Raw genomic sequence first — 24,275 nt, forward strand, 5'->3', positions numbered from 1 at the left:
CGTTAGGGCGCAAGCGACGCGACGGCTTCCGCCGCGCTGACGACTGAGCCGATACGCCGGGCCGACTCGCCTGCGTACAGCGCCGATCGTTCGACCCAGTGATCCGGTACGCCCTTGGTCGGGGCTGCCGGGCTGAAGAACGGGAACGCCGGCCGTTGTAGCCGAAGAATCGCACCGTCTCCCGGTTCCTCGGGCGCCAGACGAGCGAGGGCGGCACTTCTGGCGTTGATCATCGCCGGGAGAGCCTTCGCAGTCCCGTCGGGGCGGCACCAGCGGCGGGTTGCGTCGTTGGGGATCACGCGGTGCGGTGCGGGCCATCCGAGTCCGAACAGCGTGGTCTCAATTGTCTTGTCGGCATTCATAATTCGTCGTTGATACTCAACATGGGCGGCCGATTCATCGGTCAGCAGAAATCGCGTGCCCGCAACCACCGCGGCAGCGCCGGCAGCCAGGGCCACCCGCGTGTCCGCGGCGTCCGCGATACCACCGGCCAGCAGGACAGGCCGCCCCCTTGCGATGGCGAGGGCCGCGGGCAGGAAGGCGCGTGCTGGTCCGCGCCCCACAAGGTGGCCACCCGCCTCGTTGCCCTGGGCAATCACGCCGTCTGCGCCCCACAGGTCAAAGGCTGTCCGAGTCTGCTCTTCGGTGCCAACGAGAATGAAGACCATGATCTTGGCATCACGTAGTTGTTGAACGAGAGCGCTATCGCCACCGAACGCGAGGACTACGACGTCGACCCGGTGCTTGATGCAGGCGTCAACGTGGCCCGCCCGGGCGAAGGGCATCAGTAGATTGGCCGCCACCGCACGGCCGGGCGCTTCCTGGCGCACCCGATCGATGGCCGCGGGCAACATCGAGGGCCCACACATTCCGATGGTGCCCAAGCCTCCGGCACGGGCGACGGCAGCGGCCAACGCCGCGGGGGCCATATTTCCCATGCCGGCCTGTGCCACTCGATGATCGATCTTGAGCCGATCGAGCAGGTCCACAACGCCACCCTAGGCCCGTCGTCGTTACTGTGACGCCGTGGCCGAGATTCCGCGCCGCGCGAATCAACCATGGATCGCAACGACGGGATCCCACTTACCCTGTTACGAAACGCTATTCGCGCGCCCTGGCCCACGTCCGGACCGTGGGCGGTGCGTAGAACCATCGCCGATCATCTGCCAGCTCTGCCTGCGCATCGGCAATGACGCCGGACGAAACGCCGTGCCCGACCAGAGCGCTACGGACCTGGGTCCAGGTCAGGCTCCACATCCGGGCGAGCGCTGAACCGCCACGGAACATCTGAATCTCGGCGCTGGCTTGCACATCGACAAGGTCCAGCGATTCCAATTGCGCCGGCACCCTCCGGGCCCACGACTGATCGGCGCCAGCAATTTCCGTCGAACGGGCAAACGCCCGCCACACGTGCCCAAACGGCCCCGGCATCTCGTCGAGCACACCGAGCCCATCGCCTTCTTCAACGAGCAAGACACCACCGGGTGCCAGCATCCCTACCAAACGCTCCAGGACGGCCTCCCGTTGCGCGATATGCAGGAGCACGAATCTTGTGTGTACGAAATCGAATTGGCCTCTCGGAAGTTCTCCCGAGACAAGGTCGAGTTGGGCTACCTCTCCGCCACGGTCGGGCAGGTCTGTGAGGTGGCGTGGGTCAGCATCGACAGCGAGCACCCGACCTCCCGGCAGGGCGGTGTCGCAGAGCCATCGCGCGAAAGACCCGCCGCCTGCGCCTGCTTCCAGGCATCGGCTGCCCGCGCGCACGCCCAGTCGCTCGGCCAGTGCAATGCTTTCCGGGTCGTAGGCTGCGCCTAGCAACGCGAGGCGCTCGTCAGCGAAATCCCAGTCGTTGGGCAGCGTGTAGTGCGGATCGCTCGGTGAAACCTCACTCATGACACAACGCTAATCCCCGCGACGGGAATTACGGCGGGATGCGCGGACGAGATTGTTGCGGTGCTGCAGCGTCATATGTTTTGAATTCCCCTCCACTGCAATATGATTAGCCATGGCTGATCCTTGCGGGTCCGAGGGACACAGGCAAATGGTTCATTCCTCGCAACAGCGAGCTGTCGTTCATCGTCGGCGCGCCGGCGAGTACCAGCTCGGGGAATCGTTCGAATAGTGCTCGCAGGCCGATCTGCAATTCCATGCGAGCCAATGGAGCGCCTAGGCAGACATGGACACCGGTGCCGAAGCTGACGTGATCGCGGGCGTTGGCACGGGCAGTGTCGAACTCGTCTGGGTGTTCGAAAACGGCCGGATCACGGTTGGCGCCGGCGATAAGCAAGAAGATGGCCGTGTCCCTTCGCACGGTGTGACCGTCGAGCTGAAGTTCTTCAGTGGCCACCCGCACTCCGATTTGTGAGACGGAGTCGTAGCGCAATGCTTCCTCGACGGCGTTGGGCCAGCCCTCCGGATCTGTCTGGAGCCGGCCCAGCTGATCCGGGTGACTGACCAGCGCTACGACTGCATTGCCGAATTGATGAGCGGTGGTGATGAACCCAGCCCCCAGCAATAACCCCGCGAACATCCTGACCTCGAAATCGGTGAGCTCCGTGTCCTGGAGGACCGCAGACAGAATGCTGTCATCAGTGTTTCTGCCGCGGAGGCGCTCGATGTGCATAGCGAGGTAGTTTTCGAACTCGCGCAATGCTGCGATGGCGGTCCGGAAGTTGCGCCAGGACGGTGCTGTGGTGGTAATCAGTTTGGAGGCAGAGTCGCCGAATTCGTAAAGGTGAGGTGTTTCCTTGCGGGGGATTCCCAGCATGTCGGCGATGATCTCGATGGGGATCCGCGAAGCTTAGTTTGCGACCAAGTCGCAGTCACGGCTGTCGCTGAGTTCGTCGAGCAGGCCGTCGGCAACCTCACGGATGCGGTGTCCAAGCCCATCGATCGCTTTAGGGGTAAATGCCCGCGACACCAGGCGTCGTAGTCGCGCATGCTCGGGTGCGTCGACCATGAGCAGCGACGGTGGCTCCACCGGATTGAGCACACCGGGATTGGTTTTCTCGAGCAGCTGCTGGACGGTACGGAACGGAGACCGGTCCTGCGGCTTAGCTGTTCGAAATCTGTTGTCGCGCAAGACCTCACGAACAAGCTTCAGATCAGCGGTGGCCCACGCGTTACCCCTGAACACCGGCGACATACGTCCCCGCTGGCGAACCTGCTCAATCAGGGGATACACGCGATCAGGCCGGTCGTCATCGAGCAACAGCTGGGAAAACGGATCACCCCGGCGGGCGAGCAGCTTCAGCGTCGCACGGGGCAGCCCATATCCCATCAGCCAGTGTGACCGAGTCTTGAAGTCCACATTCACGTTGTTGCCCCCGCAAGTTGACTACGGAAATGCTATCGGCGAATATCGGCATTGGCCGCCGAAACATCAGATCTCTCCGGGAGATTCACCCACAGCACCGGCTGGCAGCCGAACGCCTCCTGCCAATGGTTTGTGATCACGGGCCACCCTGGGTTTGCACCAGTCGCGGCGTTGCCATCCTGTCGAGTCGCAAATCTCCGCGCCGCCATCGTCGGTCACCTCACATTCAGCGGCAACACTGCCGAGACCGGCACCATCCCTACCGCCTCTCACACACCAAAATTCAATCGCCTCAACAACACTCAATACAACAGGAGTTAGCTATGACCGCAGCACTCGACGCCGGACGCCCGTTCACCGGAGACGAACGCGAACTGCTGGAGAACACCCTTGAACTCAACCGCGACGAACTTGTCCGAGCCGTCCAGCAGCTGTCAGACGCCCAGGCTCGCCAAAAGCTGGTGCCATCGCTGACCACACCGATCTCACTGATCAAGCATTGCGCAGTCGCCGAACGCATCTGGTTCCAACGGACCCTCGCAGGCCTGAAAGTCGAAGACTGCGACGGCTACGCGGCCACCGGCGGCGACCCCAGTTTCCACGTCACCGATGACGAAACCCTCGCCGATGTGCTCGCTGAATACGCTGCCGCACGGGCACGCTCGAACGAGATCGCCGCGCGATACACGCTGGACGACAGCGGTGTTCATCGTCTGGTCGGCAGGGTGAGCCTCCGATTCATCTACGTGAACATGATCGCCGAGTTCGCCCGACACGCTGGTCACGCCGACATCCTCGCCGAACAGATACACGCAGCCACCGTCTAGCCTGCGGTGAGATCTGGTTCGGGCCACCATCGGTTCAGTCCGAGGTCCGCAGTGACTGCCCCGGCGGCCAGGTAGCCCGACCCGAGAGACCCGGGTACACCGGGATGGACGCTGCCTCCGGCTAAGTACAGGCCCGACACGGAAGTACGCGTCGTCGACGACGTGGGCTCCGGTCGGTTAGCGTCTCCCGCCGCTGGGCGTTCTGAAGATTGCTACTGGTCCGACTGCTCTCTGAAGAGCGCTGGCCCAGAAGGGATCTAGTGACTTCCTCGGCCGTAGGGGCAATTGTCCCGCTAGCCCGTCATTCATCGCGCTTGCTGAACTGTGCGCGCAATGCTTCGGCAGCCTCGGGATTCTCCTCGGCCAGCTGTTGAATGTAGGTGACGACGTCGCCGACGGTACGCAGGCCAGCAAGGTCTTCGTCCGGGATTTTCACCCCGTATTTGTCCTCGGTCTGCACTGCGATCTCCACCATCGACAGCGAGTCGATATCGAGGTCGTCGACAAAGGATTTCTCGATCGTCACCTCGGACGGTTCGATCCCGGTGACTTCTTCGATGATCTCAGCGATTCCGGCGATCAGTTCCTCTTGGGTGATGGTCATGTGGAGCCTCTCTATTCGACGGCGCCGCTCCGTTGGCAAACGCCCAATCGTTGACCAACTATGAGTCGGTATGCGACGATCAGTCAATGAGTGTGGACGCGATGGTGAGCGACGTCAAGGTCAGCCGGCGCGACAGGTATGCCGCACTCACGTGCGAAGCGGTACTTGATGCCGCCAAAACGTTGTTCGTCTCCAACGGCTTCGACGCGACCTCGGTCGATGAGATCGCCCGGGTGGCCCAAGCCAGTAAAGGCGCGGTGTACCACCATTTCCGCGACAAACAAGCGATCTTCACCGAACTGTTCCGGGCCAGCCAGCAAGACATCACCGCCAAAGTCATCGAGGCGATGCCCACCGGGTCCGACGGGCACCCATGGCCAAAGGTGGAGAACGCGATTGGTCTGTTCCTGCGCAGCTACGTCGCGGACGATGATGCGCGGGCACTGTTGCGCCAGGTGGTCAGCGTCTTGGGATGGGAGCGTGTGCGCGAACTCAACGAGCAGCAGACTCTGCCGTTCCTGCGTGCAGCACTCGAAGGGTTGGTGGCCAACGGCCACGCGCGCCCGGTGCCGATTGAAGCCACCGTCGAACTCTTCTTCAGCATGTTCTACAACGCCGTCCTTTACATCACCGATGCAGCCGACCCGACGACGGCGACCGCCGACGCCGAGACGGTCATCCTTTGTGCCCTGGAAGGACTCAAACGGCCCAGCGCAGGATGATTCGTGTACCCGCCATAGCGCGCAACATCCTCACAGCCGGTACATCTCGCGCTGCATAGCTGCATCCCGGAAAAGGGCTTCGTGCTCACCGTGGAAGTGCGGTTGCGTAGCCCGTTTCGCGTCGGGCCGGCCCGACGCGCTGCCAGTGGCGAGTTGCTCTCGCTGCCGCGCGATCCTTGCGCGCCATCGAAGCGAGCTCAATTCGAACCGTGATCTTAGGCGGGCCAAGCCGCCTTCGACGGCGACCATCGTCTCACCGGTCGAATCGGATCGGCACGGTCAACGGTCCCCGGATGGCAGGGCTGTCGCGCCAGGTGGGAATACCGGCGAGGACGGGCTGTCGGACCAAAATGTGGCGCAGCGCAGTGGTGGTTTCCAGCCTCGCGAGCGGGGCGCCGAGGCAGTAGTGGGCGCCGTGCCCGAAAGTCAGCGGGGCGGGTCCGGGCCGGCCAGCACGGAACTGGTCTGGATCTGTGTAAACGCCGGAATCACGGTTGGCCGCCGCCACGCACACGAGAACCGTTTCACCGCAATTGATATCGACGCCAGCGACTGTCTGGTCCGCGATCGCGGTGCGGGCGGCGGCCTGCACCGGGCTGTCCAGGCGCAGCAGTTCGGTAAGTACCGCGGGGTCGTCAGGGTCGATCTGGTCGGCGACGCGGGTGCCGTCGAGAGCAGGGGCGAGGAGTCGGATGAGGCTGGCGCCGAGCAAGTTTGCGGTGGTTTCGTGTCCGGCGACCGCGATGAGGATCGCCGTGATAACGACTTCGTCGAGGGTGAGGTTGGGGTCGGCGGCGATGAAGCTGAGCAGGTCGTCGCCAGGGTGGGTGCGCCGATCGGCGGCCGCGGGCAGCATGACGGTCATCAGTGCCGCCGCTGCACCGATGCCGTGTTTAAGTTCGGCTTCGTCGGTGATACCGCCGAGGATGCGGATGATGCCGGGGGAGTGCTCACGTAGTGCTGTGCATTGGTCGGCGTCCAGACCCAACCAGGCGCCGATGATCGCGATCGGCAGGGGCAGGGCGATCTGCGACATCGCGTCGAAGGTCTGGTCGGCGGGAATCGTGGAAACCGTGTCGTGGCAGATGGATTCGATGCCGCCGGCGAGGTGGCTGATGAATGTGCGGGAAAACACGTCGCGGACCGCGCCGCGCAGCCGCTCGTGGGCGGGCCCGTCGGTGAACAGCATGCTGGCTTCGGCGAAGGCAGTGTTGAACAGCATTGGCGCACCGGCTACGGCCATGTTCGCGCGGGGATCGCTGGTCCAGTTGGCTCCGGTGAGCACTTCTCGGGCCGCCTGGTAACCCAGGACCAGCCAGGCCTGCGCGGTGTCATCCCAGACAACCTCGCCACCGCGGCGACGTGCCTCATAGAACGGGTAGGGGTCAGCGGCGTCCCACGGCAGCTGAGGGGTAGCGAGTTTAGGGGTGGTCATGGTGGTCCAATCCGAAGGGCAGCCCCCGGTCGCGCACCCACGCGTGATGTTTTTTGCCGAGTTCGGTGGTGGGTTCGGCGACGCCGTCCATGTCGTCGTTGATCGACCGCACATGCAGCGTGGCGCTGAGCCCACCGCAGATGTTGGTCAGTGCTTGCTGGACCCGCGGGGCGAACACATAGTCAGCTGGTGCCGACATCCGGGTCAGGGGATTGGCAGAGTCGAGGCCGAACAGCCAGCGCGTGGTTCGGGCGCCACTGTCGGGCGTGTAGGTGACCGGTTGCCGCTCGGCGATCAGCTCGTAGAACACTTGCGCGTAGAAGGCATGGACATCGCCTGCCGTGAGCGACGAATCGGCCGCGATGAATCCGGCAGCCACAAGGTTGGAGCGCAGCTCATTCTTGTTGTTTTCGATGATGTTGCGCACCACCGAAACCCACTGTCGGCGCTTGTCTTCAGGAAGGATCTTGACGCAGCCGAAGTCCACGAAGCCGACGGTGCCATCGGGGTGGAAGCGGTAGTTGCCCGGGTGCGGGTCGGCGTGCAACAGATTGGCGTGCCGGAAGTTGCCCCACGCGAATCGCAATATCGTTTCTGCCCAGGTGTTTTTCAGATCCTGATCGGCTTGGCGTGCTGCGGTCCAGTCCATCCCGTCGAGGTAGGTCATCGTGATGACCCGGTCGGTGGATGCGTCGTCGATGACCTCCGGGACCCGGATGAACGGGTGGCCGCGGTACAAGTCGCTGAACATCGTCATCATGGCCGTTTCGCGGCGGTAGTCGAGCTCTTCGGCGATCTGGATGGTCAACTCACGACCGATGTCACGCGGGTCGAACACCATGCCTGACGCCGACGTGGCGAAGCGCAGGAACGTGGCCACCAGTTCGGTGTTGGCCAGATCGTGGCGTATAGCGTCCGCCACGCCAGGGTATTGGATCTTGACTGCAACCTGGCGGCCGTCGTGTAGTACCGCCCGGTGCACCTGTCCGATCGACGCGGCGGCGATCGGTGTGTGGGTGAAGTCGGCGAAGTATGCTGCAGTAGAGCCGAATTCGGTTCTGAGAATCTCGCGTACCAGTTCGGGCGCCATCGACGGAGCGGAGGCCTGCAGCCGGGTCAGGGCTTGTTGGTAGGGCGCAAACCCGCCGGTGCCGAGTCCGCCGGTGTCGACCATCGACAACAACTGGCCGAGCTTCATCAGCGCGCCTTTGGAGTGCCCGAGCAAGTCGGTGTACCGCTCGGCGGTGCGTTCGATGAACCGTTCGACCGCTCCGTCGTTACCGGCACGTTCCCGTAGCCCCGCAACCAGACGGCCGCCGGCGGCACGGGCGGTGAACCCAGCCAGCGGCATGGTGCGGCGGACCCGGCCGCGGGGCACAAAATTGTCCGAGGGGTTCATCGCGCCTCCAGGCGAGTCGATTTCGGCTCGGCCGTGTGGTGGTCCAAGCCGCAGGGTAATCCGCGTTCGCGCCTCCACACGTGGTGCTGCCTACCGAGCTCGGTTGTGGGTTCGGCGACTCCGTCGAGATCATCGATGATGGACCGCGCAGGAACCGTTGCCCCCAACCGTGCGGCAATGTGGTTGCAGGCAACCAAAATCCGCGGGAGAAACACGAAGTCGCGCGTCACCTCCACGTGAGTGGCCGGCATAAAGTCTTCGTCGCCAAACATCGCCCTAACACTCTGCGCGACCATGTCCGGACCGTAGGTCACCGGCTGCGGCCGGGTGAACTGGTCGGTCATATCCAATACCAATTGTCGAAAACTGTTGTCGCTCAACGCTGATTCGGCAGGTATCACTCCCATCTCGATCATCAGTGCTCGGCAATCGTCGTAACGCGCCTCGATTCCAGCGCGCATCAATGCCACATATAGCCATCGCTGTCGCTCGTCGGCGACTTGCACACAACCAAAGTCGATGAATCCGACTGTGCCATCGGGATGGAAACGGAAATTACCGGGATGCGGGTCGACCTGGGCCAGATTGGCATGTCTGCCACTACTGTTGACGAACCGGAAGACCACCTCTGCCCACCTGTTTTTCAGATCCTGATCCACGAGCCTGGCAGTCGCCAAGTCCACGCCATCGAGGTAAGTCATGGTCAACACCCGGTCGCCCGACGCCTCCCAGATCACCTCAGGGACCCGGATGAAGGGGTGGCCGCGATAAAGGTCAGCGAACCGCGTGATCATTGACGCCTCGTGCCGGTAGTCGACTTCCTCGGTGATGCGCGCCGCGATTTCGGCGACCGCTCCGCGGAGATCAGTCACCACCATGCCTGACGCTGCCATCACGAACCTCATGAACGTGGTGAGCAATTCCGCGTTGGCAAGATCGTTCCGGATTGCCTGTGCCACACCCGGGTACTGAATCTTCACAGCCACTTGACGACCGTCGCGCAGAACAGCTCGATGGACTTGCCCGACCGAGGCGGCAGCAATTGGCTCGGTGTCAAACTCGGCGAAATGCTCGGTTCCGCAGTTGAGTTCGTCTTGGAGTACCGCCTCTACCAGGGCCCCGGGCATCGTTGGCGCGTTCGATTGCAGCCGGGAGAGCGCCTTTTGGTATGGCGCGAAGCCACCGGTGCCCACCGCGCTGCTGTCTACCATCGAGAGAATTTGACCGGCCTTCATCAGCGCGCCTTTGGAGTGCCCCAGCAAGTCGGTGTACCGCTCGGCGGTGCGTTCGTGGAACCGCTGTACTGCACCGTCATCGCCACCTCGTTCGCGCAGTCCGGCCACCAATCGGCCACCTGCAGCGCGGGCGGTGAACCCGGCCAGGGGCATCGTCCGGCGCAGTCTGCCCTTCGGCACTGGCGTGTCGTGATGTGGCATCGGATCGCTCCCACTTGGTCGAACTCGCGTAGTACAGTGGATCCATACTTACAGTAAGTGATCACTTGCAGGAGGTCAACGATGGCAGCCGCGCCTACCCGTGAACGGCTGGTGACCGAGGCGATGAAACTGTTCAGCGACAAAGGTTTTGAAGCCACCAGCGTCTCCCAGATCGAGGCTGCGGCCGGCCTGTCGGCGGGGTCGGGTGCGTTGTACCGGCACTTCAAATCCAAAGATGCGCTACTTTCCGCCGGGATCGACCGCCAGCTAGACCGTCGCTCAGCCATGGCCGATATCCGCGCATTGTTCGCCGGCCTCGGTGACCTCCACAGCGAGCTGACCGTGTTGGGGCGTTACCTGCTCACCGTGATCGACCAGGAAAGCGAGCTGCTGCAGATCGCCGCCCGCACACCGGCGGGACTGTCCGAGAGGCTTGACACCGCGTACGCCGCGCTCGTCGACGGACTGTGCGACGAACTGAACGGTTGGATCAGCGCCTGGGCCCCACGGGCATCACCGAAACTGACAAAGGTTCTCGCCTCACTCAGCGTTAATAGCCTCCTTGGAGAACGCTTCGCCGCCAACCTCTTCCGCCGCTCATCGGCACCCGCGTCGGATGCCGAGTACCTGAAAGAATGGACTGCCACTTTCGCCGGACGTGTCCAAGCCCTGAGCTGACCCGAATCTACCCATCAACGCGCCGGCCGCGATCAGACGTCTCTTCCCGCCAGGCTCGTTCGGCTCGCCGATCATGACGATGCGGCCGTCTGAGCCATCGATCGATAGCCTTCTCGCACACTGCGATAACGCGGAGACCACCCGGTGGCTGTGCGGAAACGCGCGTTGCTCACCCGCAGCGATCGAGTCATCGACGTAGTGCGCTCACCAAGCAGCAGTGCGAGTCGGCCTGGCCCGCGAAGCCAAGCCGCGGCGTCCACGGCTCCGGCCAGCGCGGCGGTGTTCTGTCGCTTGGTGACCGGCTCATCGTCGACGACGTTGTAGATGCCCGCGGGACATTCGAGCGCGGCGACGACCGCAGCGGCGGCATCGGCGAGATGGATCGATGACATATAGCTTTCGGGCCGACCCGCCTGGAATGCGATGTGTCGACGTGCGAGGTTCAAGATCTGCTCGCTATGGGCGGCGCCCGCGCCGTAAAACAATCCGAATCGTAAAATGACTGCGCCACTTCCTGATTCGGCGAAACGCCGCGCGCTGAACTCGGCGGCGTGATTACCCGCGGCGATCGGATAACGGTCGACGGGCCAATCCTCGTCGATCCAGTGGTCTGCGCCATCGTGGTAGATCATCGCGACCGACTCTTGGACAACGCGCCGGACGCCGGACGCCAGCGCCGCGTCGACAACAGCAGCCGACCCTTCGGCGCGGACGCGCAGGCATTCGGTCCACGCCGATTTCATGATGAATCGCTCCGGAGGCGGCAGCGCCGAGGCCAGATTCACGACCGCGTCATGTCCGCGGAAAACCTCTACGAGTCCGGCACGATCAAACAGCGACACCTCAGCAGTGACCGCTCCCTGACTGTGCAGAACCTCGGCCTTTGCCGCGGTGCGAGCCAGCGCGGTCACGGTGTGGCCGGCGGCGACGAGCGCGGGCACCGCATAACCGCCGATGGCGCCCGTACCGCCTGTCACAAATACCCGCATGCGCACCCCCGAGCTGGCATCTACCGGCTGACCGATTTGAGGGTATCCGCCCGAAGATCGGGTCTGATCCGAGATGGGAGCCACTCCCGCTCAGACTCTGAAACGTCCGATCTGGTCATCGTGGACGCGCGAGCCTGCGGGCGAATCCATGGGGTCGCCCAGGTCCTGATCGCCCAATGACAAACTTTCCGGCAAAACACAAAGGCCACGACCTCTTTCGAGTCCGTGACCGTAAGCGTCGCAGTTCGTCGAACCGCTATTTTGTGGGCGAAGGGGGACTTGAACCCCCACGTCCCGAAGGACACTGGCACCTGAAGCCAGCGCGTCTGCCATTCCGCCACTCGCCCTGAATGACCGGGAGAGCGTATCACTACACCCACCCCCGACTCCAAATCGCCTGCAGGCCACCGCGACGGCCCGGGGAAAGGTCGCTGACCAGCGCATACCGGATTCTCAGAGTTCTGTAGGTCACGAAATCCCAGGATGGGCCGATACCATCAGTAACAGTGGTGTCGCCTCGCAATGCGCGCCGCGGGGGAGTGGTCGTAGGGCTATGGAGACAACGCAGACAAGGCAGGCGGTGACATGGGTTTGGTCGACCGGTTCGAGCGCAAGCTCGAAACAACCGTCGGCAATGCCTTCGCCCGCGTATTCGGTGGACCGATCGTCCCGCAGGAAGTCGAGGCGATGTTGTGCCGAGAGGCCGAGTCCGGCGTCCGAGAGGTCGGCGGTGGCCGCATTTTGGTCCCCAACCAGTACATCATTACCCTCAGTAGCACAGACTTCGAGAAGGTGAACGCCGATCCTGACCTCACACCGACCGCTTTTGCCAAGCACCTGGGGGGATTTCTCCATGAGCGGGGTTGGCAAACGTATGGTGAGGTGGTCGTCAGGTTTGAGCCGTCACCGGGCCTGCACACCGGCCAGTTCCACGTCCACAGCGTGGTCAATCCCGACTCAACCGCCGGCCCACAACCGCCGGCACCCAGCGACCGCGTGCACACCGCAGAACCAGGAGTACCAACGATGACTGACAACAACCCGAGCTACCGCGGCCAGGGACAGGGCCAGCCAGGCGAGGAGTCCTACAACTACGGCGGCCAGCCAGAAGAGCAACGCGGTCCGCAGTACCCACCCGAGCAGGGCGGATACCCCCCGCACCAGGACCCGGCCCCGGCACAGGGCGGATACCCCCAGCACCAGGGCTACCCCCAGCAAGGCGGCTACGGCGCACCCCCGCAACAGGGCGGCGCACCTCAGGGCCAGCCCGGCGGCTACCCCGAGCAGGGCGGGTACCCGCAGCAAGGCGGATACCCCCAGCAGGGCTACCCCCAGCAAGGCGGATACCCCCAGCAGGGCTACCAGCCGCAAGGTGGTTACCCCCAGCAGGGCGGCTACGGCGCACCCCCGCAACAGGGCGGCTACGGCGACCAGGGCTACGGCGCCCCCCAGCAAGGCGGATATCCCCAGCAGGGCGGCTACGGCGCACCCCCGCAGCAGGGCGGCTACGGCGACCAGGGCTACGGCGCCCCACAGGGCTACGGCCGGCCCGAGTACGGCCAGCAGGGTGGCTACGGTGACCACGGTCAGAACTACGCAGAGCCCGGCTACGGCCAGCCTCCGGTGCACCAGGGCGGCTACGGCGACCAGGGCTACGGCGCGGCCCCGGCCGCTGACGCGGGTTACGGCGCGGCCGCCGGTTACGCCGAGCCGGACTACGCCCAGGCCGGTGCCGGCTACGGCGCCGCCGGCGCTGCCACGGTGACCCTGCAGCTCGACGACGGCAGCGGCCGCACCTACCAGCTGCGCGAAGGCGCGAACGTGATCGGCCGTGGCCAGGACGCCCAATTCCGGCTGCCCGACACCGGCGTGTCCCGTCGTCATCTGGAGATCCGGTGGGACGGCCAGACCGCACTGCTGAGCGACCTCAACTCCACCAACGGCACCACGGTGAACAATGCACCCGTGCAGGAGTGGCAGTTGGCCGACGGTGACGTGATCCGGGTGGGTCACTCCGAGATCGTCGTCCGCGTTCACTGAGATCGACCCAGACGCCGCGCGGAGACCAAGTCGTCCGCGCGGCGTTCGTCGCCAAAGTATCGTGACGTTGCCGAGCGCTACCGAAAATGCGGCTGCACCGCAGCGACCACCGGCAGGTGACGGAGAGGACGTCGGATGCAGGGGCTAGTTCTGCAGCTGACGCGCGTCGGATTCCTTTTGCTGCTGTGGCTCTTCATCTGGTCGGTACTGCGCGTGCTGCGCACCGACATCTACGCTCCGACGGGCGCCGTGATGGTGCGCCGCGGCCTCGCCCTCCGCGGCACCCTGCTGCCCAACCGCGACCGCCGGCGCTACCCGCGCCAACTGGTGGTGACCGAGGGAGCACTGGCCGGCACCCGGATCACCCTGAGCAGCCAGCCGGTGCTGATCGGCCGGGCCGACGATTCCACACTGGTACTGACCGACGACTACGCGTCGACACGGCACGCCCGGCTGTCCCCGAGAGGCTCCGAGTGGTACGTGGAAGACCTAGGATCGACCAACGGTACCTACCTGGACAGGGCGAAAGTGACGACGGCGGTAAGAGTTCCGATGGGAACGCCGGTTCGAATCGGCAAGACGGTAATCGAGCTGCGCCCGTGACAGTCCTGATGCGAGGAGCGCTATGACGCTCGTTCTCCGATACGCCGCGCGCAGCGACCGCGGTCTGGTTCGGGCCAACAACGAAGACTCGGTGTACGCCGGCGCCCGCCTGCTGGCCCTGGCCGACGGCATGGGCGGCCATGCCGCCGGTGAGGTGGCATCGCAGCTGGTCATCGCGGCCCTGGCCCATCTGGACGACGACGAGCCCGGCGGCGACCTGCTGACCAAGCTCGACGCGGCGGTGCACGACGGCAATTCCGCTATCGCCGCGCACGTGGAGGCCGATCCCGAGCTCGAGGGCATGGGCACCACGCTGACGGCCATCCTGTTCGCGGGGACCCGGCTGGGCATGGTGCACATCGGCGACTCCCGCGGCTACCTGCTGCGCGACGGCGAGCTGACCCAGATCACCAAGGACGACACCTTCGTCCAGACCCTGGTCGACGAAGGCCGGATCACCGCCGAGGAGGCACACAGCCACCCGCAGCGCTCGCTGATCATGAAGGCCCTGACCGGTCACGAGGTCGAGCCGACCCTGACCATGCGTGAGGCCCGCGCGGGTGATCGCTACCTGCTCTGCTCAGACGGCCTGTCCGATCCGGTCAGCCACGAAACCATCCTGGGCGCCATGCAGATTCCCGACGTCGTCGACAGCGCCGACCGGCTCATCGAGCTGGCACTTCGCGGCGGCGGCCCGGACAATGTGACGGTCGTCGTGGCCGATGTCGTCGACTACGAATACGGCCAGACCGCGCCGATCCTGGCCGGTGCGGTATCCGGCGTCGATGAGGACAGCGCCCCACCCAACACCGCGGCCGGACGCGCCTCGGCGTTCAACCCCAAGCGGGCCGCCGCAGCGAAAAAGCCTGCGGCCCAAGCAGATCCACTACCCAAGCCGCGTACCCGCCGCAACGTGGTGATCGCCGCTGTGGTGCTGGTGCTGCTGGCCATCACGGCCCTGGCTGTCGGACGCGTCGTCATCCGCAGCTACTACTACGTCGCCGAATACGACGACGCGGTCTACATCATGCGAGGCGTTCAGGGCTCACTGCTGGGCCTGCCGCTACAGGAGCCGTATCGCATCGCCTGCCTGGACGCCCACGACGGACTGACCGTCGTCGGCGTCGACGACAACCGCGCCGGCTGCCGGCCGATGAAGGTCAGCGACCTGCGACAGTCCGAGCGGGCCCAGGTCGTCGCCGGTCTGCCCACCGGCAGCGTCGACGACGCGGTCCGCCAGCTCAAAGAACTCGGCAATACCTCACTGCTGCCGTTGTGCGCTCCACATGTCGTCGATCCCACCCACCCGGCTGTGCCCGCGCCGGCGCCGGTGTCCTCTGCGCCTCCCACGCCGCCTCCGCCTCCGCCGTCAGCGGCCCCGGGCACGCAACCTCCGGCGTCACCGCAACCCCCGGCCGCACCGCGTCCGCCGGCCCCGCCGGCTGGGCCCACCGCAACGGCGAGCCCAGCGCAGCCATCTCCCGCACCGCCGTCCCCGACCGCCACGGCTCTGCCGCCTCCGCCGCAGGAGCCGGGCGTCACCTGCCGGTCGGCGTCATGACCACGCCGGAGCGACGGGAAGCCACACCGGGGCGAGCGGAGCGACGGGAAGTAACAGCGGGGCGAGCGGAGCGACGGGAAGTAACCCAGCCACAATCGCCGGTCGCCGTCGCTCCTCCGCTCCCCAATCGGCGCAATGCCGAGTTGGCGCTGATCGGATTCGCCGCGGTGATCACGACGGTGGCTCTGCTGATCGTCGAGGCCAACCAGGAGCGCGGCCTGCAATTGGACATCGCCGAATTCGCCCTCGGGTTCGCGGCGATGCTCGTCGTCGCCCATCTGGTGGTGCGTCGCTACGCCCCCTACGCCGATCCTCTTCTGCTGCCCGTGGTGGCGATGCTCAACGGGCTCGGCCTGGTGATGATCCACCGGCTCGACCTGTCCGCCCGGGGCCGGCCGGATGCACTGTTGCCTGGCGGCAACGCCAATCAGCAGATGTTGTGGACGCTGCTGGGCATCGTGGCCTTCGCGGCGGTGCTGATCGGGGTCCGTGACCATCGGATGCTGGCCCGCTACGGATACGTCTGCGGGCTGACCGGCCTTGTGCTGCTTGCCATTCCGGCTCTGCTACCCGATTCGGTGGCCGAGCAGTACGGCGCCAAGATCTGGATTCGGTTCCCGGGCTTCTCAATTCAGCCCGCAGAGTTCGCCAAGATCCTGCTGCTGATCTTCTTCGCCAGCGTCCTGGTGACCAAGCGCAGCCTGTTCACCAGCGCCGGCAAGCACGTCCTCGGCCTCGATCTACCCCGACCGCGTGATCTGGCCCCGCTGCTGGTGGCCTGGGTCGGTTCGATCGGCGTGATGGTCTTCGAGAAGGACCTCGGCGCCTCCCTGCTGCTGTACGCCACCTTCCTGGTGCTCATCTACGTCGCCACCGAAAAGCTCAGCTGGGTGGTCATCGGGCTGTCCCTGTTCTGCCTGGGAAGCGTTGTGGCATATCACCTTTTCCACCACGTACAGGTGCGCGTGCAGAACTGGCTGGACCCGTTCGCGGACCCGGACGGCGCCGGCTACCAGATGGTGCAGTCCCTGTTCAGTTTCGCCACCGGCGGCATCTTCGGCACCGGCCTGGGCAATGGCCAACCGATCACGGTGCCCGACGCCTCCACCGACTTCATCATCTCGGCGGTGGGCGAAGAGCTCGGGCTGGTCGGCCTGGCAGCGGTCCTGATGCTCTACACCGTCGTGGTGATCCGCGGTCTGCGGACGGCGATCGCGGTGCGCGACAGCTTCGGCAAACTGATGGCGGCGGGCCTGTCGGCGACGTTGGCGCTGCAATTGTTCATCGTCGTCGGCGGCGTGACCAACCTGATCCCGCAGACCGGCCTGACCACGCCGTGGATGTCCTACGGCGGCTCGTCCCTGTTGGCCAACTATGTGCTGCTGGCGTTGCTGATCCGGATCTCGCACATCGCGCGTCGACCGATCACCGCTCAGCGGCCCAACACCACCTCGATCGCCGGCGCCAGCACCGAGGTGATCGAAAAGGTATGAACACCTCGCTTCGCCGCGTATCGCTGTTGATCATGGGGCTGATCGTCCTGTTATTGGCCAACGCCACCTTCACCCAGGTCGTCACCGCCGACCGGCTTCGCTCCGACCCGCGCAACCAACGGGTCCTGCTCGACGAATACTCGCGTCAGCGCGGCCAGATCACCGCCGGCGGCCAGCTGCTGGCCTACTCCATGCCGACCAATGGACGCTTCCGCTACCTGCGCATCTACCCCAACCCGGCCGAATACGCGCCGGTGACCGGCTTCTACTCGCTGCAGTACTCGAGCACCGGCCTGGAGCGCGCCGAGGACAGCATCCTCAACGGCTCCGATGAGCGGTTGTTCGGCCGACGACTGGCCGACTTCTTCACCGGCCGCGATCCACGCGGCGGCAACGTCGCGACCACCATCAACCCGCGGGTGCAGCAGGCCGCGTGGGATGCCATGCAGCAGGGCTGCGGCGGCGGACCGTGCAAGGGTTCCGTCGTCGCCCTAGACCCGGCCACCGGCAAGATCCTGGCGATGGTGTCGTCGCCGTCATACGACCCCAATCAGCTGGCCTCCCATGAAGGTTCGCAGCAGACCGCGGCCTGGCAGCAATTCCGCGACGACCCCGATTCGCCGATGGAGAACCGTGCCATCTCCGAGACGTACCCGCCGGGTTCGACGTTCAAGGTGATCACCACCGCCGCGGCCCTGCAGGGCGGCGTCACCCCGGACACCCAACTGACCTCCGCATCGCGAATCACGTTGCCGGACAGCAGCTCGACGCTGGAGAACTACGGCGGCATGTCGTGTGACAGCGCACCGACGGTGAGCCTGCGCGAGGCATTCGCCAAGTCGTGCAACACCGCGTTCGTCGAACTGGGTCTGCACACCGGTGCCGACGCGCTGCGCACCACTGCCCGCCAGTTCGGGCTCGACGAGCCGCCGCCGGCGATTCCCATGCAGGTCGCAGCATCGACGGTCGGGCCGATCACCGACGCCGCCGCCCTCGGCATCTCCAGCATCGGCCAGAAGGACGTCGCCGTGACCCCGCTGCAGAACGCGATGGTGGCCGCCACCATCGCCAACGGTGGTGTAACGATGACGCCCTATCTGGTCGATAGCCTGCAGGGACCCGACCTGGCGAACATCACCACGACGGCCCCGCACCAAGAACGCCGAGCGGTCTCGTCGCAGGTCGCGGCTACACTTACTGACCTGATGGTCGGCGCCGAGCAGGTGACACAGCAGAAGGGGGCCATTGCCGGCGTGCAGATCGCATCGAAGACAGGCACCGCCGAGCACGGCACCGATCCGCGTAATACCCCGCCCCACGCCTGGTACATCGCGTTTGCCCCGGCGAAAGCCCCGAAGGTGGCAGTCGCGGTCCTGGTGGAGAATGGTGGGGACCGTTTGTCAGCAACCGGCGGCGCGCTGGCCGCGCCCATCGGCCGGGCCACCATCGCCGCGGCGCTTAGGGAGGGATCGTGAGCGGGCAGCGAGTAGCGCAGGCGGATCGCGGATGAGCGCACGCGTCGGAGTAACACTTTCTGGCCGCTATCGACTTCAGCGGCTCATCGCCACCGGTGGCATGGGCCAGGTCTGGGAGGGCGTCGACAGCAGGCTGGGCCGGCAGGTCGCCATCAAGGTGCTCAAGGCCGAGTACTCCACCGACTCCGAGTTCGTCGAGCGGTTCCGTGCCGAAGCCCGTACCGTCGCGATGCTCAACCACCCAGGAATCGCCAGCGTCTACGACTATGGCGAGACCGAGCTCGACGGCGACGGCCGCACCGCCTACCTGGTGATGGAACTCGTCAACGGCGAGCCGCTGAACTCCGTCATCAAGCGCACCGGACGGTTGTCCCTGCGGCACTCGCTGGACATGCTCGAGCAGACCGGCCGGGCCCTGCAGGTGGCGCACAGCGCCGGGCTGGTGCACCGCGACGTCAAGCCCGGCAACATCATGATCACCCCGACCGGCCAGGTGAAACTGACGGACTTCGGCATCGCCAAGGCCGTCGACGCCGCGCCGGTCACCCAGACCGGCATGGTCATGGGCACCGCCCAGTACATCGCGCCGGAGCAGGCCCTCGGCCATGACGCCACCGCCGCCAGCGACGTCTACTCCCTCGGCGTGGTCGGCTATGAGGCGGTTTCCGGCCGCCGACCGTTCACCGGCGACGGCGCCCTGACCGTCGCGATGAAGCACATCAAGGAGCAGCCGCCACCACTGCCGGCGGACCTGCCGCCCAATGTGCGGGAGCTGATCGACATCACCTTGGCCAAGGACCCCACCCACCGCTATCGCAGCGGCGGGCCGTTCTCCGATGCCGTGGCCACGGTCCGGGCCGGACGGCGTCCACCGCGTCCCAACCAGGCACCGACCATCGGGAGGGCCACCCCGGCGGCCATCCCGTCGAGCACCCAGGCACGCGCCACGGCCGACTTCGGCCCCCGCGCGCAGCCACCGGCCGTGCGTGCCCGGCCGGCTACCAGCAGCCACCGGCAGGCGCCGCCGCCTCGTGCGGCGTTCTCCACCGGACAGCGCGCCCTGCTGTGGGCCGCCGGCGTGCTCGGCGCGCTGGCGATCATCATCGCCGTGCTGCTGCTGTTGATGAAGACTGACAGCAATAAAGATCATCCGGGTACGAATGCCCCGACGGTCACCAACACGATGACCGAGACAGTTCCACCGTCGTCTCCCACGTCGACTCCGGGTGCCTTGGCACCGGACTTCTCGACAGCACAGTGGCATGACGACTGGCAGCCAGACGGGCCAGGCCGACCATGAGTACCCCGCAACATCTCTCCGACCGTTATGAGTTGGGGGAGATCCTCGGTTTCGGCGGCATGTCCGAAGTCCACATCGCCCGCGACGTGCGCCTGCACCGCGATGTCGCGGTCAAGGTGCTGCGCGCCGACCTGGCGCGTGACCCCAGCTTCTACCTCCGGTTCCGGCGCGAGGCCCAGAACGCGGCCGCGCTGAACCACCCGGCGATCGTCGCGGTCTACGACACCGGCGAGGCCGAGACGCCCAACGGTCCGCTGCCCTACATCGTCATGGAGTACGTCGACGGCGTGACGCTGCGCGACATCATCCACACCGAAGGGCCGGTGCCGCCTCAGCGCGCGATCGAGATCGTCGCCGACGCCTGTCAGGCGCTCAACTTCAGCCATCAGCACGGCATCGTGCACCGCGACATCAAGCCGGCCAACATCATGATCAGCAAGAACAACGCTGTGAAGGTGATGGACTTCGGCATCGCTCGCGCGATCGCCGACAGCGGCAACCGCATGACGCAGACCGCAGCGGTCATCGGCACCGCCCAGTACCTGTCGCCCGAGCAGGCCAGTGGACAGAACGTCGACGCCCGTTCCGACGTCTACTCGCTGGGCTGCGTGTTGTACGAATTGCTCACGGGGGAGCCACCTTTCATCGGTGATTCACCCGTGGCCGTGGCCTATCAGCATGTCCGCGAAGATCCTGAACCGCCGTCTCACCGGCACCCCGGCATCTCTCCTGAACTGGATGCCGTGGTGCTCAAGGCACTGACCAAGAATCCCGACAACCGCTACCAGACCGCAGCGGACATGCGCACCGACCTGATTCGCGTGCACAGCGGCGAGGCGCCGGACGCACCGAAGGTGCTCACCGACGCCGACCGCAACGCCCTGATGGGCGGCAGCGGATACGGGCAACGGTCCGGCACGCCTGATCAGATCACGGTGCATCCGCAGCCCTACGGGTCCCGGGATCGGGGCGTCTCCCCGGTCGGACGCTGGCTGATCGCGGTGGCGGTGCTGGCCGTGCTGACCGTCGTGGTGACCATCGCGATCAACATGATCGGCGCCAAGCCGCACGACCAACAGATTCCCGATGTGCGCGGGCAGGTGCAGGCCGACGCCGTCGCGACACTGCAGAATCGTGGTTTCAAGACCCGCACCCAACAGAAGCCGGACTCCTCGGTCGCTCCCGACCACGTGATCAGCACCGAACCCGGCGCCAACACCGCGGTGGCCGCCGGTGACGAGATCACCATCAACATCTCGACCGGTCCGGAGCAGCGCGAGATCCCCGATGTCTCCAACCTGACGCCGGCCGCGGCGATGGCCAAGCTGCAAGCGGCCGGGTTCCAGAAGCTGCTGCAGGCGCCGTCGCCGTCGCTGCCGCAGCAGAAGGACAAGGTCATCGCGACCATTCCGCCGGCCAACCAGACCTCGGCGATCACCAACCCGATCACTCTTGTGGTCGGCACAGGTCCCGGCCTGGTGCCCATCCCGGATACCACCGGCCAGAACGTCGACGTGGCCAAGGGCAACCTGACCACGCTGGGCTTCACCACCATCCTGATCGCGCCCGTGGACAGCCCACGGCCGGCCGGCGAAGTGATCGGCACGGACCCGCCCGCCGGAGCACCGACCGCCAAGGACGCGCCGGTCACGCTGCGGGTGTCGCAGGCCAACCAGTTCGTCATGCCGAACCTGGCCGGTCAGTTCTGGACGGACGCGGAGCCCAACCTGCGGGCGCTGGGCTGGACGGGCGTACTGATCAAGGGTCCCGACGCCCAGAACAGCGGTCAGCGCAGCAATGCGGTGGTGACGCAGAGTCCGTCGGCGGGCAGTGGCGTGAACTTCAGCGCGTCGATCACGCTGAGCTTCGCTTCGTAGTTCGCGCGGCTAGGCCGTTCTTGTCGCGGCCGCGACGGTGTCGGCGACCTCCTGCTCGAGCCGGCGCACCAGTCCCTCGTCCGGGGCTGCGCCGCAAAAGCCGAGCCAGTTCGCCAGCATCCGGTGGCCGCCTTCGGTGAGGATGCTCTCCGGGTGGAACTGCACGCCGTGGATCGGCAGCTCGCGGTGTCGCACCGCCATGATCACGCCCGAGTCGGTGTGGCCGGTGGCTTCCAGCTCGGCCGGCAGGGTCTCGGGCAGGATGGTCAGCGAGTGGTATCTGGTCGCGGTGAACGGGTCCGGAAGTCCTTGCAGCACACCGACATTGGCGTGATGCACCTGGCTGGTCTTGCCGTGCAGCAGTTCCGGCGCGCGGTCGACCGTGCCGCCGAACGCCACCCCGATGGCCTGGTGTCCCAGGCACACTCCGAGTAGCGGAGTTCCAGCCTTGGCGCACTCCCGCACCAGCGGAATCGATGCGCCGCCTCGTTCCGGGGTGCCCGGTCCGGGGCTCAGCAGGATGCCGTCGAACGCCTTGGCCACTTCGGCCACACCTTCGGGGGTGGCCACGCGGTCGTCGTCGTTGCGCCAGACCTCCGCGTGCACCCCGAGCTGGCCCAGGTATTGGACCAGGTTGAACACGAAGCTGTCGTAGTTGTCGAGGACGAGAACCCGCATGGCGTCAGGCTACTGGGTGGCCGAGTCGACGCGCCTACCGATTATGCGGAGCCTCAGTAGGTGATGGGCCCGGCTGGCTGGGCGTAGCGCAGTTTCACCGGCGTCCGGTGCCCGACCACGTCCACCGAATCCCGGGCGTCCTCGGTGTACACCAGCCCGAAGCGCACCACGTATTGCTTGTAGAGCCGCACCAACGGGGCGGCAGCCAGGGCGGCCCGCATCGCCGAAGTGTCACCGATGGCGGTGATGACGTACGGCGGGCTGTACGTCCGGCCGTTGAGCAGCAGGGTATTTCCGACGCAGCGTGGTGCTGAGGTGGCCAGGATGCGCTGGTCCTGCATCTGGATGGCCTCGGCGCCGGCGCTCCACAGGGCGTTGAGCACGGCCTGTACATCCTGCTGGTGCACGACGAGGTCGTCGGGAGTCGCGTCGCGGGGGTACTGCCCCTGCGAGTCGCGGCGGGCGTCGTCGAGGGTGACCACCAGGCCGGGTCCGCGCATCGGGTCCAGTCCCAGCTCCAGGGCCAGTTGATCCGCCCGATCCGTGATCGCCGTGAGGGCGGCGGCCGTGCCGGGGGAGTCCCCGTGGTGGGTATCGAGTTGATGCTGCAACGCGTCGCGCTCTGCGGTGCGATCGGCCACAGTGCGCTGAGCTTCACGGACCATGTCGACCAGCCGCGGCGAGTCACTGCGGCGGATCTCGGACCCGCCGGAGACACCGTGCGTGGCCGCCAACAGCAAGCCGGCGGCCAGGCACACGACCGGGACACCGAACCGCCAAGGCGCGCGCCGACGGACCCCGGCCGCGTCTCCGCTGGCCGCGGCGCTGTCTAGGTTCCGGCCAGGATCTTCACCTGCGTTAGGCTCTGAGTGCATACCGCTCCATCGTCGCACCGACTCGCCGGATTTTCTCCCTGCCGGTCTGTGCGTCGCCAACCGTCCGCGAAGGTACCCATGCCCAAGTCCAAGGTCCGCAAGAAGAACGACTTCACCATCAGCCCGGTGAGCCGGACTCCGGTGAAGGTTAAGGCCGGCCCGTCGAGCGTGTGGTTCGTGGTGCTGTTCTGTGGCCTGATGCTGGCCGGCCTGTTGTGGCTGCTGGTTTTCCAGTTGGCCGCTACCAACCCGGTCAACGCCCCGCACTTCCTGTTGTGGATGGCGAATCTGGAGCAGTGGAACTACGCAATCGCGTTTGCCCTGATGATCAGCGGGCTGCTACTCACCATGCGGTGGCGCTGACCTGCTCGGTTCACAGCTTTCGTTACAGATCAGTCGCATCTGGTAACCCCGCTGGCAACCTTATGGTCACACAATCACATCGATGTGATTCATCCCCATTGGGGATAGCACCTGTGGATAACTCGGTTCCCCACGTACAGAGGGTGTAAACAACCCATGCAGCAAACACAGTGGAGTCCACCCACCGGCGGTATCGCGGGCTGCGGCTTCCTCGGCTTGGTGTTGGCTGGCGCGGCTGTGACCGGCGTCACAGATGCTCCCGGACGTGTTCTTTCAGGCATCGCCGCGGTCGGTCTGTTGGCGTTTGCCGGGCTGTCGTGGAGGGCACGGCCGAAACTGGCTATCAATTCAGCTGAGCTAACGGTCCGCGGTTGGTGGCGTACCGACACCTATCGGCCGGCCGACCTGACCCGGGTGCGGATCACCGAGTTCCGCCGCATCGCCCGCAAAGTCCGGCTGCTGGAGCTCGAGACCGCCGACGACCGGCTTGTGGTCTTCACCCGCTGGGACCTGGGCACGGACCCGATCCATGTGCTCGACGCACTGACCGATGCCGGCTTCATCCAGAACGTAAACGGCGCGGCAGATCACCCGTAGGGGACCG

The 24,275-nt window shown here is 65.6% G+C and carries 22 protein-coding genes, 1 tRNA gene and 1 pseudogene; 12 read left to right on the plus strand and 12 right to left on the minus strand.

The annotated features are described in order from the left end of the window. Positions 1–2: 2 nt before the first annotated feature. The 4 genes from ABIA30_RS23385 to ABIA30_RS23400 form a co-directional block, all read right to left on the minus strand. The gene (locus ABIA30_RS23385) at positions 3–989 is read right to left on the minus strand and encodes an NAD(P)H-dependent flavin oxidoreductase (RefSeq protein ID WP_370069848.1); all 987 of its coding nucleotides are present in this window, start codon (positions 987–989) and stop codon (positions 3–5) included. 112 nt (positions 990–1,101) lie between these two features. Further along, complete coding sequence (locus ABIA30_RS23390) at positions 1,102–1,893, minus strand: class I SAM-dependent methyltransferase (protein ID WP_370069850.1); 792 nt, start codon at positions 1,891–1,893, stop codon at positions 1,102–1,104. A gap of 106 nt (positions 1,894–1,999) precedes the next feature. Continuing rightward, a complete protein-coding gene (locus ABIA30_RS23395; RefSeq protein WP_370069852.1) occupies positions 2,000–2,767 on the minus strand; it encodes a cytochrome P450 in 768 nt (255 codons plus the stop codon). 33 nt (positions 2,768–2,800) lie between these two features. After that, positions 2,801–3,310 (minus strand): hypothetical protein, encoded by a 510-nt coding sequence (locus ABIA30_RS23400; RefSeq protein WP_370069854.1) that lies wholly within the window; start codon positions 3,308–3,310, stop codon positions 2,801–2,803. Positions 3,311–3,639: 329 nt separating this feature from the next. Between ABIA30_RS23400 and ABIA30_RS23405 the strand changes: the two genes are divergently transcribed. Next, positions 3,640–4,143, plus strand: coding sequence for a DinB family protein (locus ABIA30_RS23405; protein WP_370069856.1), 504 nt, complete (start codon positions 3,640–3,642; stop codon positions 4,141–4,143). Positions 4,144–4,444: 301 nt separating this feature from the next. Here the strand turns inward: ABIA30_RS23405 and acpM are convergent, their stop codons facing one another. Continuing rightward, positions 4,445–4,747 carry a meromycolate extension acyl carrier protein AcpM gene (gene acpM, locus ABIA30_RS23410; RefSeq protein WP_370069858.1) on the minus strand — a complete coding sequence of 101 codons (303 nt, stop codon included), beginning with the start codon at positions 4,745–4,747 and terminating at the stop codon, positions 4,445–4,447. Positions 4,748–4,833: 86 nt separating this feature from the next. On the opposite strand from acpM, the gene ABIA30_RS23415 reads away from it, so the two are divergent. Beyond that, positions 4,834–5,469 (plus strand): TetR/AcrR family transcriptional regulator, encoded by a 636-nt coding sequence (locus tag ABIA30_RS23415; protein WP_370069860.1) that lies wholly within the window; start codon positions 4,834–4,836, stop codon positions 5,467–5,469. Positions 5,470–5,722: 253 nt separating this feature from the next. On the opposite strand, the gene ABIA30_RS23420 is transcribed toward ABIA30_RS23415, so the two are convergent. The 3 genes from ABIA30_RS23420 to ABIA30_RS23430 are packed head-to-tail and all read right to left on the minus strand — an operon-like array spanning position 5,723 to position 9,739. Next, positions 5,723–6,904, minus strand: a complete 1,182-nt coding sequence (locus ABIA30_RS23420; RefSeq protein WP_370069862.1) for a cytochrome P450 — start codon at positions 6,902–6,904, stop codon at positions 5,723–5,725. Further along, entirely contained in the window at positions 6,891–8,303 is a 1,413-nt protein-coding gene (locus ABIA30_RS23425) for an ABC1 kinase family protein (protein ID WP_370069863.1), read from the minus strand. Before ABIA30_RS23425 ends, ABIA30_RS23420 begins: the two co-directional genes overlap by 14 nt. After that, the gene (locus ABIA30_RS23430; RefSeq protein ID WP_370069865.1) at positions 8,300–9,739 is read right to left on the minus strand and encodes an ABC1 kinase family protein; all 1,440 of its coding nucleotides are present in this window, start codon (positions 9,737–9,739) and stop codon (positions 8,300–8,302) included. The genes ABIA30_RS23425 and ABIA30_RS23430 overlap by 4 nt, the downstream gene beginning before the upstream one ends. A gap of 81 nt (positions 9,740–9,820) precedes the next feature. Here ABIA30_RS23430 and ABIA30_RS23435 point away from each other — a divergent pair, with 81 nt between their 5' ends. Continuing rightward, entirely contained in the window at positions 9,821–10,417 is a 597-nt protein-coding gene (locus ABIA30_RS23435; RefSeq protein WP_370069867.1) for a TetR/AcrR family transcriptional regulator, read from the plus strand. Positions 10,418–10,488: 71 nt separating this feature from the next. Here ABIA30_RS23435 and ABIA30_RS23440 read toward each other — a convergent pair whose 3' ends face one another. Together ABIA30_RS23440 and ABIA30_RS23445 are read right to left on the minus strand one after the other, a co-directional pair. Then, positions 10,489–11,406, minus strand: a complete 918-nt coding sequence (locus ABIA30_RS23440) for an NAD-dependent epimerase/dehydratase family protein (RefSeq protein WP_370069869.1) — start codon at positions 11,404–11,406, stop codon at positions 10,489–10,491. Positions 11,407–11,670: 264 nt separating this feature from the next. Continuing rightward, a tRNA-Leu gene (locus ABIA30_RS23445) sits at positions 11,671–11,753 on the minus strand. 238 nt (positions 11,754–11,991) lie between these two features. Here ABIA30_RS23445 and ABIA30_RS23450 point away from each other — a divergent pair. From ABIA30_RS23450 to pknB, 7 genes and pseudogenes are all read left to right on the plus strand, one after another. Next, a complete protein-coding gene (locus ABIA30_RS23450) occupies positions 11,992–13,446 on the plus strand; it encodes a DUF3662 and FHA domain-containing protein (protein WP_370069871.1) in 1,455 nt (484 codons plus the stop codon). A gap of 135 nt (positions 13,447–13,581) precedes the next feature. After that, positions 13,582–14,049 carry an FHA domain-containing protein gene (locus ABIA30_RS23455; RefSeq protein ID WP_370069872.1) on the plus strand — a complete coding sequence of 156 codons (468 nt, stop codon included), beginning with the start codon at positions 13,582–13,584 and terminating at the stop codon, positions 14,047–14,049. 22 nt (positions 14,050–14,071) lie between these two features. Beyond that, positions 14,072–15,610, plus strand: a complete 1,539-nt coding sequence (locus tag ABIA30_RS23460; protein ID WP_370069874.1) for a PP2C family serine/threonine-protein phosphatase — start codon at positions 14,072–14,074, stop codon at positions 15,608–15,610. An 83-nt stretch (positions 15,611–15,693) separates the two neighbouring features. Continuing rightward, a pseudogene (locus ABIA30_RS23465) lies at positions 15,694–17,103 on the plus strand (FtsW/RodA/SpoVE family cell cycle protein); the annotation flags it as partial. Next, positions 17,100–18,578, plus strand: coding sequence for a D,D-transpeptidase PbpA (gene pbpA, locus ABIA30_RS23470; protein WP_370069876.1), 1,479 nt, complete (start codon positions 17,100–17,102; stop codon positions 18,576–18,578). The pseudogene ABIA30_RS23465 and the gene pbpA, both read left to right, overlap by 4 nt. Positions 18,579–18,609: 31 nt before the next feature. Beyond that, a complete protein-coding gene (locus tag ABIA30_RS23475) occupies positions 18,610–19,878 on the plus strand; it encodes a protein kinase (protein WP_370069878.1) in 1,269 nt (422 codons plus the stop codon). After that, on the plus strand, positions 19,875–21,755 hold the full coding sequence (gene pknB, locus ABIA30_RS23480; protein ID WP_370069880.1) for a Stk1 family PASTA domain-containing Ser/Thr kinase: 1,881 nt from the start codon (positions 19,875–19,877) through the stop codon (positions 21,753–21,755). Before ABIA30_RS23475 ends, pknB begins: the two co-directional genes overlap by 4 nt. 9 nt (positions 21,756–21,764) lie before the next feature. Here the strand turns inward: pknB and ABIA30_RS23485 are convergent, their stop codons facing one another. Continuing rightward, positions 21,765–22,433: an aminodeoxychorismate/anthranilate synthase component II gene (locus ABIA30_RS23485; protein WP_370069882.1), complete on the minus strand. Its 669-nt coding sequence runs from the start codon at positions 22,431–22,433 to the stop codon at positions 21,765–21,767. 53 nt (positions 22,434–22,486) lie between these two features. Next, positions 22,487–23,308 carry a DUF881 domain-containing protein gene (locus ABIA30_RS23490; protein ID WP_370069884.1) on the minus strand — a complete coding sequence of 274 codons (822 nt, stop codon included), beginning with the start codon at positions 23,306–23,308 and terminating at the stop codon, positions 22,487–22,489. Positions 23,309–23,386: 78 nt separating this feature from the next. Between ABIA30_RS23490 and crgA the strand changes: the two genes are divergently transcribed. After that, a complete protein-coding gene (gene crgA / locus ABIA30_RS23495) occupies positions 23,387–23,671 on the plus strand; it encodes a cell division protein CrgA (RefSeq protein ID WP_370069886.1) in 285 nt (94 codons plus the stop codon). 156 nt (positions 23,672–23,827) lie between these two features. Further along, entirely contained in the window at positions 23,828–24,268 is a 441-nt protein-coding gene (locus ABIA30_RS23500) for a PH domain-containing protein (RefSeq protein WP_370069888.1), read from the plus strand. The last annotated feature ends 7 nt before the right edge of the window (positions 24,269–24,275 follow it).

Source organism: Mycobacterium sp. MAA66, assembly GCF_041261665.1.
Lineage (GTDB): Bacteria > Actinomycetota > Actinomycetes > Mycobacteriales > Mycobacteriaceae > Mycobacterium.